Origin of the sequence: Dermabacter jinjuensis (genome assembly GCF_902381725.1) — a bacterium.
In the GTDB taxonomy this organism is placed as follows: domain Bacteria; phylum Actinomycetota; class Actinomycetes; order Actinomycetales; family Dermabacteraceae; genus Dermabacter; species Dermabacter hominis.
On sequence record NZ_LR698963.1, the window covers coordinates 1 to 15,531 of the forward strand.

Sequence of the window (15,531 nt, forward strand, 5' to 3'; positions counted from 1 at the left end):
ACACCCTCCCGAGTGCAGTACCATCGGCGCAGTTAGGCTTAGCTACCGGGTTCGGAATGGAACCGGGCGTTTCCCCAACGCTATGACCACCGAAACAACCAAAACCCTCCCCACAAACAAGCAGGGGGTGTGGAATGTCAACCACACAGTGAACGCGAACACACAAACAAAGCAAACAAGAGTGCTAGTAAGTCATCGGTCAATTAGTACCAGTCAGCTCCACACGTTACCGCGCTTCCACATCTGGCCTATCAACCCCGTCATCTACAGGGGACCTCCCACACACAAAGTGTACGGATATCTCATCTCGAAGCAGGCTTCCCGCTTAGATGCTTTCAGCGGTTATCCCTTCCCAACGTAGCCAACCAGCCATGCCCTTGGCAGAACAACTGGCACACCAGAGGTTAGTCCATCCCGGTCCTCTCGTACTAGGGACAGGCCTTCTCAAATATCCAACGCGCGCAGCGGATAGGGACCGAACTGTCTCACGACGTTCTAAACCCAGCTCGCGTACCGCTTTAATAGGCGAACAGCCTAACCCTTGGGACCAACTCCAGCCCCAGGATGCGACGAGCCGACATCGAGGTGCCAAACCATGCCGTCGATATGAGCTCTTGGGCAAGATCAGCCTGTTATCCCCGGGGTACCTTTTATCCGTTGAGCGACACCCATTCCACAATGAGGTGCCGGGTCACTAGTTCCAGCTTTCGCTCCTGCCCGACATGTCTGTCTCGCAGTCAAGCTCCCTTGTGCACTTACACTCAACACCTGATTGCCAACCAGGCTGAGGGAACCTTTGAGCGCCTCCGTTACTCTTTAGGAGGCAACCGCCCCAGTTAAACTACCCATCAGGCACTGTCCCTGAACCAGATCATGGTTCGAAGTGAGGAATCCAAAACGACCAGAGTGGTATTTCACCAACGACTCCACCAACACTAGCGTGCCAGCTTCTCAGTCTCCCACCTATCCTACACAAGCCGTTCCGAACACCAATACCAAACTATAGTAAAGGTCCCGGGGTCTTTCCGTCCTGCTGCGCGTAACGAGCATCTTTACTCGTAATGCAATTTCGCCGAGTTCGCGGTTGAGACAGTGGAGAAGTCGTTACGCCATTCGTGCAGGTCGGAACTTACCCGACAAGGAATTTCGCTACCTTAGGATGGTTATAGTTACCACCGCCGTTTACTGGGGCTTAAATTCTCAGCTTCGCCCACAAGGGGCTAACCAGTCCTCTTAACCTTCCAGCACCGGGCAGGCGTCAGTCCGTATACAGCGACTTACGTCTTCGCACGGACCTGTGTTTTTAGTAAACAGTCGCTTCTCCCTGGTCTCTGCGGCCATCAGTGCTCTCACACCTCAGGCCCCCCTTCTCCCGAAGTTACGGGGGCATTTTGCCGAGTTCCTTAACCACGATTCTCTCGAACTCCTTAGTATTCTCTACCTGATCACCTGAGTCGGTTTAGGGTACGGGCAATAGTGCTCGTCACGCCGGAACTTTTCTCGGCAGTCCAGGATCACCCACCTACCCCAATAAAGGGTCCTCATCACGACTCACCCACAAGAGCACAACATTACTCGCACTCGGGCTGCTCGCTTGAACGGGGACAACCATTACCCCGCGGAAGCTACCTCACTGCGTCATCCCACACGCTGACCTACTACGCACTTGGTTCCCAGCCTCACCACCAACAACCAACCCAAAGGGAAGGAAGCAGCAGCTCGGGTGGTTAGCATCACACGCCTCGGTATGGGTCCTCACACTATCGGTACGGGAATATCAACCCGTTATCCATCGACTACGCCTGTCGGCCTCGCCTTAGGTCCCGACTAACCCGGGGCGGATTAACCTAGCCCCGGAACCCTTGATCATTCGGAGGACGGGTTTCTCACCCGTCTTTCGCTACTCATGCCTGCATTCTCACTCGCATAGCCTCCACCACTGGGTTCCCCCGCAGCTTCACCGGCCACACGACGCTCCCCTACCCACCCCACACAAAATGGAGTGACACAGCTTCGGCGGTGTACTTGAGCCCCGCTACATTATCGGCGCAGAATCACTTGACCAGTGAGCTATTACGCACTCTTTCAAGGGTGGCTGCTTCTAAGCCAACCTCCTGGTTGTCTCAGCAACTCCACATCCTTTCCCACTTAGCACACGCTTAGGGGCCTTAGCTGATGTTCTGGGCTGTTTCCCTCTCGACCATGAAGCTTATCCCCCACAGTCTCACTGCTACGCTCTCACGTACCGGCATTCGGAGTTTGGCTAAGGTCAGTAACCCGGTGGGGCCCATCGCCTATCCAGTGCTCTACCTCCAGCACGAAACACGCAACGCTGCACCTAAATGCATTTCGGGGAGAACCAGCTATCACGAAGTTTGATTGGCCTTTCACCCCTATCCACAGGTCATCCCCTCCATTTTCAACTGAAGTGGGTTCGCGCCTCCACACGGTCTTACCCGCGCTTCACACTGCCCATGGATAGATCACTTCGCTTCGGGTCTAGAGCCGGCGACTGAACGCCCCATTCAGACTCGCTTTCGCTACGGCTACCCCACACAGGTTAACCTCGCCACCGACCACTAACTCGCAGGCTCATTTTTCAATAGGCACGCCGTCACCCCTCAAGGCTCCGACGGATTGTAAGCACACGGTTTCAGGTACTCTTTCACTCCCCTCCCGGGGTACTTTTCACCTTTCCCTCACGGTACTAGTCCGCTATCGGTCACAAGGAAGTATTTAGGCTTACCAGGTGGTCCTGGCAGATTCACACCGGATTCCACGAGCCCGGCCCTACTCGGGGCAACACCACGCCTGGCCATGCAGTTTCAGCTACGGGACTCACACCCACTATGGCGCCCCACTCACAAGGCTTCACCTACCACACACCACGACGCCACAACACCGGTAGATATTGTGTAAATGCACCCCACAACCCCACACCAGCAACCCCTACCGAGTCTCACACCAGCATGGTTTAGCCTCCTACGCTTTCGCTCGCCACTACTCACGCAATCACTATTGTTTTCTCTTCCTAAGGGTACTGAGATGTTTCACTTCCCCTCGTTCCCCCCACACCACCTATACATTCAGCGGCGGGTACCACGACTCACATCGCGGCGGGTTTCCCCATTCGGACATCCCCGGATCACAGGTCGGTTGTCACCTCCCCGAGGCTTATCGCAGACTCCCACGTCCTTCATCGGCTCCTTGTGCCCAGGCATCCACCGTATGCTCTAAGTAACTTAGAAACACTCAAAAATGAACACATAGACCAAAAACATTGAACTATCTGTAACAAAAAATTGCTTACAAGATGCTCGCGTCCACTATGCAGTTGACAAACAACACCCCCACACCCACCACCACCAACCACAGTCAGCAGCAACAGGAAGGGACAAGACCAAAACGCTCACGCGTGCAGCCTCACACCCCAATAGTGTGCCCACAACAAGCAACCCCCAACCGCACTCTTTCCAACCCCACAACAGGGCGTACTCAAACACAACCAGAAAGCCACTCATCTTTTATTGATGTTCCACCCAGCCCCATACGCGCTGCACACACACGGCACAGAACACGCACACCACAAAAAGCAGTGCAGGGCAAAAGTAAACTCCTTAGAAAGGAGGTGATCCAGCCGCACCTTCCGGTACGGCTACCTTGTTACGACTTAGTCCCAATCACCGATCCCACCTTCGACGACTCCCCGCATAAAGCTTGGGCCATCGGCTTCGGGTGTTACCGACTTTCGTGACTTGACGGGCGGTGTGTACAAGGCCCGGGAACGTATTCACCGCAGCATTGCTGATCTGCGATTACTAGCGACTCCGACTTCATAGGGTCGAGTTGCAGACCCCAATCCGAACTGAGACCGGCTTTTTGGGATTAGCTCCACCTCACAGTATCGCAACCCATTGTACCGACCATTGTAGCACGCGTGAAGCCCAAGACATAAGGGGCATGATGATTTGACGTCGTCCCCACCTTCCTCCGAGTTGACCCCGGCAGTCTCCCATGAGTCCCCACCCGAAGTGCTGGCAACATGGAACGAGGGTTGCGCTCGTTGCGGGACTTAACCCAACATCTCACGACACGAGCTGACGACAACCATGCACCACCTGTGCACCAGTCCAAAGAAAACCACATCTCTGCAGCGATCCAGTGCATGTCAAGCCTTGGTAAGGTTCTTCGCGTTGCATCGAATTAATCCGCATGCTCCGCCGCTTGTGCGGGCCCCCGTCAATTCCTTTGAGTTTTAGCCTTGCGGCCGTACTCCCCAGGCGGGGCACTTAATGCGTTAGCTACGGCGCGGAAAACGTGGAATGCTCCCCACACCTAGTGCCCAACGTTTACGGCATGGACTACCAGGGTATCTAATCCTGTTCGCTCCCCATGCTTTCGCTTCTCAGTGTCAGTAACGGCCCAGAGACCTGCCTTCGCCATCGGTGTTCCTCCTGATATCTGCGCATTTCACCGCTACACCAGGAATTCCAGTCTCCCCTACCGCACTCTAGCCTGCCCGTACCCACCGCACGCCCAAGGTTAAGCCTCGAGTTTTCACGGCAGACGCGACAAGCCACCTACAAGCCCTTTACGCCCAATAATTCCGGACAACGCTTGCGCCCTACGTATTACCGCGGCTGCTGGCACGTAGTTAGCCGGCGCTTCTTCTGCAAGTACCGTCACTTTCGCTTCTTCCTTGCTGAAAGAGGTTTACAACCCGAAGGCCGTCATCCCCCACGCGGCGTCGCTGCATCAGGCTTTCGCCCATTGTGCAATATTCCCCACTGCTGCCTCCCGTAGGAGTCTGGGCCGTGTCTCAGTCCCAGTGTGGCCGGTCGCCCTCTCAGGCCGGCTACCCGTCATCGCCTTGGTGAGCCACTACCTCACCAACAAACTGATAGGCCGCGAGCCCATCCCCCACCGAAAAACTTTCCACCACAACCCATGCGGGCCATAGTCATATCCAGTATTAGCCCCGATTTCTCGGAGTTATCCCAAAGTGGAGGGCAGGTTACTCACGTGTTACTCACCCGTTCGCCACTAATCCACTGTGCAAGCACAGCTTCATCGTTCGACTTGCATGTGTTAAGCACGCCGCCAGCGTTCGTCCTGAGCCAGGATCAAACTCTCCATTAAAAAACAGAAAAATCTAAACCCAGCAGAAACAAAACAATCAACATTACGCTGACCATCCAGAAATTGAACAAGAAATTCAATGTTCCTGCCAAAAAATTGGCATCAATAAACAGACACACTATTGAGATATCAAACAACACGCGCACACCCCACTCGCCCCATTTCCGTGGGGCTCGCGAGGAGCTGATGTTCGCCGGAAGTTCACTCGACCTCTCGGCGCGAGTCACTAGCTTAGCAACCCTTTCCGATCCGGTCAAGTTGACTCACCGTGTTCCGTGCCACTCTTTACCGGATGCTCACCCGGGGTTCGTGCACGATCTTCACGGCGGCCACTCTCGGCCGCGGTTGGAAGTCGAATTTCTCCGGCTTCGCGAACCAACGAACAAAGACATTACGCGACCCCACCCCCCTGGTCAAGCCACATGGGCGCGCGCGTGCTCACCGCCACAATGCAAAGCGCCTGCGGCCCTTATCGAGGGGGCAGCAGGCGCTAAGTAGGCGAGTTCAGCAGCAGTTCACCGCGTGCTCAACTTGCAACTTTCACCATGGCGGCATTCTTCTTGCCGCGCCGCAGCAGCAGGTAGCCACCGGCAAGCATGGTGTAGGCGCCTAGATCGGTCTCAAGAACGTCGACGTCGCCCGCGATCTTTTCGCCGTTGATCGAGAGGCCCCCTTCCTTGAGCGCCCTCCGCACTGCGCCGTTCGAGTTCAAAAGCTCGGTAGCTGTAAAGGCCTCGACGATGTTCGCCGTCGCGGGAAGCTCCACACACGGGAGCTCCCCTGCGATCACGGCAACCGTCGGACCATCGAGCTCACGCACATCTCCGCGCCCAAACAGCACCGATGCCGCCGACTTCGCCTGGGCCGTGGCCTGCTCGCCGTGAACGAGGGTCGTCATATCGTCCGCGAGAAGCTTTTGCGCCGCACGTTCATGCGGGCGCTCGGCCGTTGCCGACTCGACCGCTGCAATTTCTTCCTCGGGACGGAACGTAAAGTAACGCAGGTACTTGAGCACGTCGCGGTCGTCAGCTCCGAGCCAGAACTGGTGGAAGGCATACGGACTCGTGAGCTCGGGATCGAGCCACACGGCGCCGCCCTCGCTCTTACCGAACTTCGTTCCATCGGCCTTCGTCACGAGCGGGGTCGTGAGGGCATGCGTTTGCACGCCCTCGACCTTGCGGATCAGCTCTGCACCGCCAACGATGTTGCCCCACTGGTCGTTTCCGCCATACTGAAGCGTCACGCCGTAGCGTCGGTACAGCTCAAGGAAGTCCATCGCTTGGAGAATCTGGTACGAGAACTCGAGGTAGCTGAGGCCCTCTTCAGAGTTCAGGCGTTTCGCGACGATTTCCTTCGACAGCATCGTGCCCATGCGGAACTGCGAGCCGTAGTCGCGAAGGAAACTCAAGACGTTGAGATCCTTGGTCCAGTCGTAGTTATTGACCATCGTGACCCCGAATTCGCCTTCGGGATCGAGGAAGCGCTCAATCTGGCCGCGGAGCGACTCAACCCAGGTCGCCACGATGTCGGCCGAATTCATCTTGCGCTCGCCCGACATGCGGGGATCGCCCACGAGGCCCGTAGCGCCGCCGACGAGGGCGAACGGCTTGTTGCCCGCGAGCTGAAAGCGGCGCATGGTGAGAATCTGTGTGAGGTGCCCAACGTGGAGGGAGGACGCGGTCGGGTCAAAACCGCAATAGAGCTTGATCGGGCCCTCGTTTGCTGCGGTGCGGATCGCCTCGATCCCGGTCGAATTCACCAGCAGGCCACGCCATTCAAGCTCGTCAACGATGTTGACCATCGTGCCTCTCCATTCCTTTCGTCAGGGCGGCTCTCACACGCCGCGCATCTTCTCCACAGTAGCGCACGCCCCCTAGAGAGGCTTCGCGAACTCCCGCAGTTCGCTCGAGGTCACTTTTGCGTGTCGAAGCTGGGTCGCGACGCTTTTTCGCCCCGTTCCCCCTTTCGAGGAACGCGAGTCGATCGATCCGAGGGTTGTGAGAACGCCGCGCACCTCGGGCTTGAGAGAGGGCGAGACCGACGCGAGATCCTCGTCGCTCAAGTCCCACAGCTCTTCGCCTCGCGATTCTGCGAGTTGGACGCATCCGCCGGAAATCTCGTGAGCCTCGCGGAAGGGAACTCCCTGGCGCACGAGCCATTCGGCGATATCCGTTGCCAGGGCAAAACCGCGCGGCGCGAGATACGCCATTCGTTCGGTGTTGAAGGAGAGGGTACGCACCATGCCCGCGAATGCCGGCAGGAGCAATTCGAGCTGGTCGGTCTGATCGAACAACGGCTCCTTGTCTTCCTGCAGGTCGCGGTTGTAGGCAAGGGGCATCGCTTTGAGCGTTGCGAGCAGCCCGGCGAGGTCGCCGATGAAGCGACCGGCCTTGCCGCGCGTAAGCTCGGCGACGTCGGGGTTCTTCTTTTGCGGCATGATCGATGATCCGGTCGAATAGGCATCGTCCAGGGTCACGAAGTCGAATTCCTTCGTGTTCCACACGATGATCTCCTCAGACAGTCGCGAAAGGTCGACTCCGAGCATCGTGAGACACCACGAGTACTCGGCGTACACATCGCGCGCGGACGTGCCGTCAATCGAATTTTCGCTCGCCGCATCAAAACCGAGTTCGACCGCTACTGCCTCGGGGTCAAGCCCAAGTGACGATCCCGCGAGGGCACCCGAGCCGTAGGGCGAGATCGCTGCGCGCGCGTCCAGGTCACGTAGCCTCTCGACGTCGCGCATGAGCGGCCACGCGTGGGCGAGAAGGTGGTGCGCGAGTAACACGGGCTGGGCGTGTTGAAGGTGGGTGCGGCCCGGCATGGGAGCCTCGGGGTATTCCGACGCTTGCTGGATGAGTGCGTCTACGACATCGAGCGTGAGTGCCGCAATCACGCGGGCGTGGTCGCGAATATACATGCGCCCAAGGGTCGCGACTTGGTCGTTGCGTGAACGGCCCGCGCGAAGCTTCCCTCCGAGGGCCGGGCCGGCGATTTCAAGAAGGCCTCGCTCGAGGGCGGAGTGCACGTCCTCATCGCTCACGTGTGGCGTAAACTCCCCGGTTTCAACGCGCCGCCCGAGCTCGTCGAGCGCCGCGAGCATGTCGCGAAGCTCGCTCTCACTCAAGAGCCCCGCGCGTGCGAGGACGCGCGCGTGCGCCTTCGAGCCGCGCACATCGTACGGCGCGAGGCGCCAGTCGAAGTCGGTGGACTTGGACAGGGCAGCCATGACGTCGGCGGGACCGGAGGCAAAGCGTCCGCCCCACAGGGCGACGCGTTCGACGGATTCCTCCGGCGCATCTGCGCACCTGTGTGCCTCGTGTGTATCGCTCACGTGTCTCACTCCTCGCTAGCGCCGACGTTTGCCTCGAGGGAGGGTGCGTTGCCGAACTTTTCATCGCGAGCCGTTGCCTGCTTCGAGCCGAGACCGTAGATCTCAATGAAGCCTTTCGCATGCGATTGGTCGAAGGTGTCGCCTTCGTCGTAGGTCGCGAGATTGAAGTCGTAGAGACTGCTGTCGCTGCGGCGACCGGTAACCGTCGCGCGGCCGCCGTGCAGGCGCATGCGAACCTCGCCACTCACGTAACGCTGGGTGTCGTCGATGAAGGCCTCGAGTGAGCGCTTGAGGGGGCTAAACCACTGGCCGTCGTAGACGAGATCAGTCCAGCGGTCCTGCACCTCACGCTTGAAGCGCCCCTGCTCGCGCTCGAGGGTCACACGCTCGAGTTCGCGATGCGCCTCGATGAGCGCCATCGCTCCCGGGGCCTCATAAATCTCGCGCGACTTGATACCTACGAGTCGGTCCTCGACGATGTCGATGCGGCCAATTCCCTGAGCTCCAGCACGGCGGTTCATCTCTTGGATCGCTTCGAGCGGACTCAATGCACGAGAGTCGATAGCGACCGGGATGCCGCGCTCGAACGTCACGACGAGCTCATCGGCGACCGGTGGAAATGCCGGGTCATCCGTGTAGTTGTACACGTCTTTCGTCGGCTCGTTCCAAATATCCTCGAGGAACCCGGTTTCGATAGCGCGCCCCCAAACGTTCTGGTCAATGGAGAACGGGTTGTGCTTCGTCGTGGTGATCGGAAGGTTGTTTTTCTCCGCGTAGTCGATTGCCTTGTCGCGAGTGAGTGCGAGGTCTCGCACGGGTGCGATGCACTGAAGTTCCGGGGCGAGCGAGGTAATTGAGACCTCGAATCGCACCTGGTCGTTACCCTTGCCGGTGCAGCCATGCGCGACGGTGCTCGCACCGTATTTCTTTGCGGCCTTCACGAGGTGTTTTGCGATCACGGGGCGCGAAAGCGCGGAAACGACCGGGTATGCGTCCATGTACAGGGCGTTCGCTTTGAGAGCGGGCATGCAGTATTCGCTCGCGAACTCCTCACGCGCATCGGCGACGTATGCTTCGACGGCTCCGCAGTCCAGCGCACGCTTGCGGATTACTTCGAGGTCTTCACCTCCCTGGCCAACATCCACCGCACACGCGATGACGTCAGCGCCCGTGGCGTCGTGGATCCAGCCGATAGCCACGGATGTATCGAGACCGCCTGAGTAGGCAAGAACGATGCGTTCTGTCATGGGGGTTTTTCCTCCTAGGTCGAGTGGATCGGGGTGGCTCGCATCCGTGCTCTACGTGTGATCGTCGACTGCTGCCCGGCGACCGTCGGCGAGCTCGCGCAGCGTAGACGCGAGTTCGCGCCCCTGCGCTGCGCCGCGAGCGACAATGAGGATCGTGTCGTCTCCCGCAACCGTGCCGAGGATCGAGGGCAGCACGGAGTGATCCAGCGCGCTCGCGAGATACTGTGCGGCTCCGGGCGGCGTGCGCACGACCACCAGGTTGTCGCTTGCCTCCGCGCTCACGAGCAGCTCTTCCGCAAGACGTTGAAGCCTCGCCGCGTAATGTTCTTGCGAGGGCGGGCGTCGCAAACTGTGAACCCGCTCGCCTCCTTCGGGAGGAAGCATGTACACGAGAGAACCGGAGCTCGAGCGCACCTTTTCGGCACGCAGCTCCACGAGGTCGCGCGACAGCGTCGCCTGAGTAACGCTCACGCCGTCTTTCTCCAAAAGCGCGAGAAGAGCGGTTTGCGATGTGACCTCGGTGCGGTTCAGGATGTCGACGATCTTGCGTTGGCGCGAGATCTTGGTCTGCGGTTGCTGCGGTTGATCGCTCATCGATGTCCTTTCATGCCGCGGGGGTCCTCGCGCGGGCGGCACACCGCGCACCACCAAAGCATTCTATTGCAGTCGTATGCATGACTATACATAAAGAGCCTGAGCCCCGCCGCTCAATGCAAGCGACGGGGCTCAGGCCGACTTCTTACCCGCGAGGGGCGAAATCCTTAGGCGCGCAGCTCACCACCCACGGCCGATTCAACCGCGGCGATGGCTCGGGCACGAATCTCGTCGATCTCGGCACCCTTGAGCGTTTTCTCATGCGGCCTAAGTCGCACGGCGAATGCGAGCGACTTCTTGCCCTCAGGAACCTGGTCACCACGGTATTCGTCAAAGAGGCGAACCTCTTCCGCAACATCGCCAATCCCCACGATGAGGGCCGCACGCACGGCCTCGGCGGGCGTGTCGTCATTCACGACGAACGCAAAATCTTCCTTGGCGATCGGGAATGTCGAGATCGGCTCCGCCGGCACCACGGCGGGTGCGGACTCAATCACGGCTTCGAGATCAAGCTCGAACGCAGCCGCGTTCTTCGGAAGACTGAACGCCTTGATGACCGCCGGGTGAAGCTCGCCGGCAACGCCCACACGCTCCCCCTCAACGGTCGACAGGATCGCCGTGCGACCCGGGTGGAAAGCACTCGCTGTTCCCTGTTCGACCACGAGTTCGGTGCCGGCAGCGGCAGCGACGCGACGCGCGAAGGCAATCGCATCGGCCCAGTCCCACGCACGAGGCTCGGTCAACGGCCCCGCAGCAGTGATGGGGCCGCCCGCCACGAGCGCAACGTGGCGATCTTGCTTCGCGAGCGAAGAAGCGATCTCCTCCAACTCGGCATCGCTGGGGCGCGAGGAAGCACTCGGCACCGGAACGCGTTCGCCTCGCTTTTCGAAAACGAGACCGGACTCGAAGACCGCAACCGAATCCTCGCCGCGCGCGAGATTGCGCTGGGCAACGGGAAGAAGGGTTTCGAGAATCGCCGTTCGCATGAGCGGTTCATCGTCAGCGAGAGGATTGAGCAGGCGCACCGCATTACGCAGCGGAGAATCCTCCGGCAAACGAAGCTTCGCGAAAGTCTTGTCGTTCGTGAACGGGAAGCTCACAACTTCGGTCGCGCCCGCCTCGGCGAGGGCATTTGCGACGGCACGCCTCGCCCGCTGGGCGCGAGTGAGGCCGCGCCCGCCGGGGGCCGACGGCAGCCTCGACGCAATCGCGTCATAACCCTCGAGCCGCGCAATCTCCTCGACGAGATCCTCGGGGATGCGAAGATCGCCGCGCCACGTGGGCGGAACAACCGTGAGAGTTTCCTCTCCGTTGTCTCCCCCTGCGGCGGAAGATACGGTGCAGCCGATCTTCTCGAGCGATCCGACGACCTGCTCACGCGTGTATGCAACGCCCACGACGCGCTCCGCGTAGTCAAGGGGCAGCGAAATTTCGGCTGCGGTCTCCTTACCGGCGCGCGCATGCGTTCGGTTCGAGTCAAGCGTTCCACCGCCGTACTCGACGAGGAGCTGGGCGGCACGCCGGGCTGCAACCTCCACCAGCACAGGATCGACCCCGCGTTCGCCACGCTTGCCGGCCTCGGACACGAGCTTGTGGCGGCGCGCGGTGCGCGCCTGAGTCGTCGGGTCGAAGTGCGCAGCCTCGATCACGACATCGACGGTCGAGGAGTCGACCTCGGTTTCGCTTCCGCCCATGACGCCCGCGAGCGCGACGGGACGTGCGCCATGACCACCGGTCGAGTCCGCCACCACGAGGTCCTCGGGGTGAAGCGTGCGGGCCTTGTCGTCGAGAGTCGTGAGCACCTCGCCTTGCTTAGCGCGGCGCACCACGATCGGTTCCGTAAGCTTCGCGGCATCGAACATGTGCAGCGGCTGGCCGAGATCGAGCATGACGTAGTTGCCGACGTCGACGATGAGCGAGATCGGACGCATGCCAGCGAGCGAAAGGCGCTGCTGCATCCAGCGAGGGCTAGGCGCCGAGGTGTCCACGCCGTTCACGCGCTGGGCGACATAGGAGGTCGCGCCGACGTTGCCGCGGATCGGGGCGTCATCTTCGAGGAGGACCTGAATGCCCTCACCGCTTGCCTCGGGCACCTCGACCTCAAGGGCGGGGTCGGTGAAACGCGCCCCGGTCGCGTGGGAGTACTCGCGCGCAACGCCTCGCATCGAGAAGCAGTAGCCGCGATCGGGCGTCACGTTGATTTCGACGACTTCCTCATCGAGGCCAAAAAGGGCGATCGCGTCATCGCCTGGCTTCGCTTCGATACCTTCGGCGATCCCGCGGCCGAGAACGATGATGCCGTCCTCGGAATCCTCGCCGAGGCCCAGCTCACTGGTCGAGCAGATCATGCCGTCGGAAAGGTGACCATAGGTCTTGCGTGCCGCAATCTCGAAGTTCCCGGGAAGAACTGTTCCGGGAAGTGACACGACGACGAGGTCGCCCTCGACGAAGTTGTGCGCACCGCAAATGATGCCGCGGCTCGGGACTTCTTCGCCGGGCTGCGGATCTTTCGGATTGTCGAGTGCTTCATTGTGCGCCTCGCCAACGTCGACGCGGCACCAATTGACGGTCTTACCGTTTTTGTGGGTTTCCTTGACGAGGTTCAAGACGCGGCCCACGACGAGGGGCCCCGTGACCTGAGCGCCAAAGATACCTTCTTCCTCGAGGCCGACGGAGACGAGCGAGGCTGCGACAGCCTCGGCATTAGCGCCATCGGCAAGCTCAACGTGTTCGCCGAGCCATGAAAGGGGAATGCGGGGCATTGCTCAGATCTCCGTTCCGTAGTGCTGGGAGAAGCGCACGTCGCCCTCCACAATGTCGTGCATGTCCGTTACCGAGTTGCGCAGCATGAGGATGCGCTCAATTCCGAGGCCGAACGCGAAGCCGCGGTATTCACTCGGATCGATCCCGCACGCGCGAAGCACAGCGGGGTTGACCATGCCGCAGCCGCCCATTTCAATCCAGCCCGTTCCGCTGCACACGCGGCACGCGGGATCCGCATCGGCATCGAGACCGTTCTTCGCCTCGCATTTGAAGCATCGGAAGTCCATCTCGGCGCTCGGTTCGGTGAACGGGAAGTATGAAGGACGCAGACGCGTGATCGGCTTGCCGCCAAACAGGGCCTCGGCGACTTTGTCGAGCGTACCCACGAGATCCGCCATCGTCAGATCCCGGTCAATCGCGAGCCCCTCGACCTGGTTGAACACGGGGGCGTGGGTGGCATCGAGTTCATCGGTACGGAAAACTTTGCCGGGGCAGGCGATGTAGAGGGGAACGCCGCGCTCAAGCAACGTGCGCGCTTGAACGGGAGAGGTGTGCGTTCGCAGCACCTGGCCGCTTCCCTCGGGCGCCACGTAGAACGTGTCTTGCATCTGGCGCGCAGGGTGGTCCTCGTCGAAGTTGAGCGCGTCGAAGTTGAACCACTCGGCTTCGATCTCTGGGCCTTCGGCGATTTCCCAACCGAGACCAACGAACACGTCCGCAATGTGGTCCTGGAGGATGCCGAGCGGGTGGCGTGCACCGCGCGGAAGCCGGTCAACTGCTGTCGTGACATCCACGCGATCCTTCGCGAGCGCCTCAGCTTCCTCCTTCTCGGCGATCTCCTTCGAGCGCGCCGCGAGCGCCTGCTGCACGCGCCCCTTGGAACCGCCGATGAGCTTGCCAGCAGCGGCTTTCTTCTCGTTGGGCAGATCCTTAATGCCGCGATTCGCGCGTGAAAGCGGGGAATCGTCCCCGACATGGGCGATGCGCACCTGCTTGATCTCGGCCGACGTCGTGGCCTCCGCAATCGCGGCGAGCGCAGAATCGACCGCGCGGGCGATCGCCTCCTCGCTCATGTCCACACTGTTCGTCACATCTGACACGAATTCTCCACATCCTCACGTTGACACAGCACGCGCGCATGCCCGCACTCGATCGCCGCTGGCATCGGATACATACGCGGGGTGCACGTTCTTTGCATTAGCAATGATACGTGGGCGATACGGTGGGGCTTGCACGCCCTCTCAGCGCAAAGCTCCGCACCTGGCGGCGCACGCGCACCCTTCCGGGCGTTCACCCGCGCCTTGAACCGCGCGACAACAGAAAGGCTCCCCTCATGCCCACGACAGTCCAAGGACTCGTCTCCTTCGCCGCACATGAACCCGCAGAGGTCGTCGACATTATGATTCCCGAGCCCGGCCCGCGCGACGTGATCGTCGACGTGAACACGTGCGGGGTGTGCCATACCGATCTCGCCTACCGCAACGGAGACATCACCGACGACTACCCGTTTCTGCTCGGTCACGAGGCAACCGCAGTCGTGAGTGAGATCGGCGAGGATGTCACCCACGTCGAGGTTGGAGATACCGTCATCCTTAACTGGCGCGCCGTGTGCGGGCAGTGCCGCGCATGCAAAAAGGGTGAGCCGAAATACTGCTTCGACACCTTCAATGCCTCGAAACCGATGACCCTCACCGACGGCACCGAACTCACGGCCGCCCTCGGCATCGGCTCCTTCGCCGAAAAGACCCTCGTTCACGAACTCCAGTGCACGAAGGTCGATCCCAATGCCGATGCGGCAGCCGTCGGCCTCCTTGGATGCGGCGTCATGGCCGGAATCGGCGCGGCGCTCAACACGGGCGAGGTCCAGCGTGGTGAGTCGGTTGCAGTGATCGGCGCGGGTGGCGTCGGCCTCGCCGCCGTTGCCGGCGCAAAACTCGGGGGCGCCACCACGATCATCGCTCTCGACCTCGACGACAAGAAGTTTGACAAAGCACGCGCCCTCGGAGCCACCCACACGGTTGCCACGAAAGGGCTCGAACCCGAGGAGGTTGCCGAAAGAATCCGGGAGCTCACGGGCGGCTTTGGTGCCGACGTCGTCGTCGATGCCGTCGGTATCCCCGCCACGTACACCGCGGCCTTCTACGGGCGCGACCTCGCGGGGCGTGTTGTCCTCGTCGGCGTACCAAACCCAACCGCCGAGATCACGCTGCCCCTGATCGACGTGTTCAGCCGGGGCGGCTCCCTCAAGAGCTCGTGGTACGGGGACTGCCTGCCCGAGCGCGACTTTCCTTACCTCGCTGATCTCTTCGCACAAGGCCGCCTGCCCCTCGACGAATTTGTGAGCGAACGCATCGCGCTCACGGATGTCGAGGGCGCTTTCGAGCGCATGAAGGGCGGCACCATCCTCCGCAGCGTCGTGGAAATGCCACGCGCCTAGATCCAACCCTCACGCAC

At 60.5% G+C, this 15,531-nt stretch carries 7 protein-coding genes and 3 rRNA genes; 1 reads left to right on the forward strand and 9 read right to left on the reverse strand.

The window, feature by feature from the left end; genetic code table 11:
- The 9 genes from rrf to pheS form a co-directional block, all read right to left on the reverse strand.
- Nucleotides 1-94: ribosomal RNA gene (gene rrf / locus FXY94_RS00005) — 5S ribosomal RNA — on the reverse strand; the annotation flags it as partial.
- A gap of 89 nt (nucleotides 95-183) precedes the next feature.
- A 23S ribosomal RNA gene (locus tag FXY94_RS00010) occupies nucleotides 184-3,248 on the reverse strand.
- A gap of 373 nt (nucleotides 3,249-3,621) precedes the next feature.
- Nucleotides 3,622-5,139 (reverse strand): 16S ribosomal RNA (locus FXY94_RS00015).
- A gap of 526 nt (nucleotides 5,140-5,665) precedes the next feature.
- Entirely contained in the window at nucleotides 5,666-6,940 is a 1,275-nt protein-coding gene (tyrS, locus tag FXY94_RS00020) for a tyrosine--tRNA ligase (protein WP_016662951.1), read from the reverse strand.
- 72 nt (nucleotides 6,941-7,012) lie between these two features.
- Nucleotides 7,013-8,473 (reverse strand): argininosuccinate lyase, encoded by a 1,461-nt coding sequence (gene argH, locus FXY94_RS00025; protein WP_016662952.1) that lies wholly within the window; start codon nucleotides 8,471-8,473, stop codon nucleotides 7,013-7,015.
- Nucleotides 8,474-8,478: 5 nt separating this feature from the next.
- Complete coding sequence (locus tag FXY94_RS00030) at nucleotides 8,479-9,720, reverse strand: argininosuccinate synthase (RefSeq protein ID WP_016662953.1); 1,242 nt, start codon at nucleotides 9,718-9,720, stop codon at nucleotides 8,479-8,481.
- A 51-nt stretch (nucleotides 9,721-9,771) separates the two neighbouring features.
- The gene (locus tag FXY94_RS00035) at nucleotides 9,772-10,314 is read right to left on the reverse strand and encodes an arginine repressor (RefSeq protein WP_016662954.1); all 543 of its coding nucleotides are present in this window, start codon (nucleotides 10,312-10,314) and stop codon (nucleotides 9,772-9,774) included.
- Between the two features lie 167 nt (nucleotides 10,315-10,481).
- The gene (pheT, locus tag FXY94_RS00040; RefSeq protein WP_016662955.1) at nucleotides 10,482-13,076 is read right to left on the reverse strand and encodes a phenylalanine--tRNA ligase subunit beta; all 2,595 of its coding nucleotides are present in this window, start codon (nucleotides 13,074-13,076) and stop codon (nucleotides 10,482-10,484) included.
- A gap of 3 nt (nucleotides 13,077-13,079) precedes the next feature.
- On the reverse strand, nucleotides 13,080-14,150 hold the full coding sequence (gene pheS, locus FXY94_RS00045) for a phenylalanine--tRNA ligase subunit alpha (RefSeq protein WP_040386609.1): 1,071 nt from the start codon (nucleotides 14,148-14,150) through the stop codon (nucleotides 13,080-13,082).
- A gap of 260 nt (nucleotides 14,151-14,410) precedes the next feature.
- On the opposite strand from pheS, the gene FXY94_RS00050 reads away from it, so the two are divergent.
- Nucleotides 14,411-15,514, forward strand: coding sequence for an S-(hydroxymethyl)mycothiol dehydrogenase (locus FXY94_RS00050; protein ID WP_040386612.1), 1,104 nt, complete (start codon nucleotides 14,411-14,413; stop codon nucleotides 15,512-15,514).
- Nucleotides 15,515-15,531 lie beyond the last annotated feature (17 nt).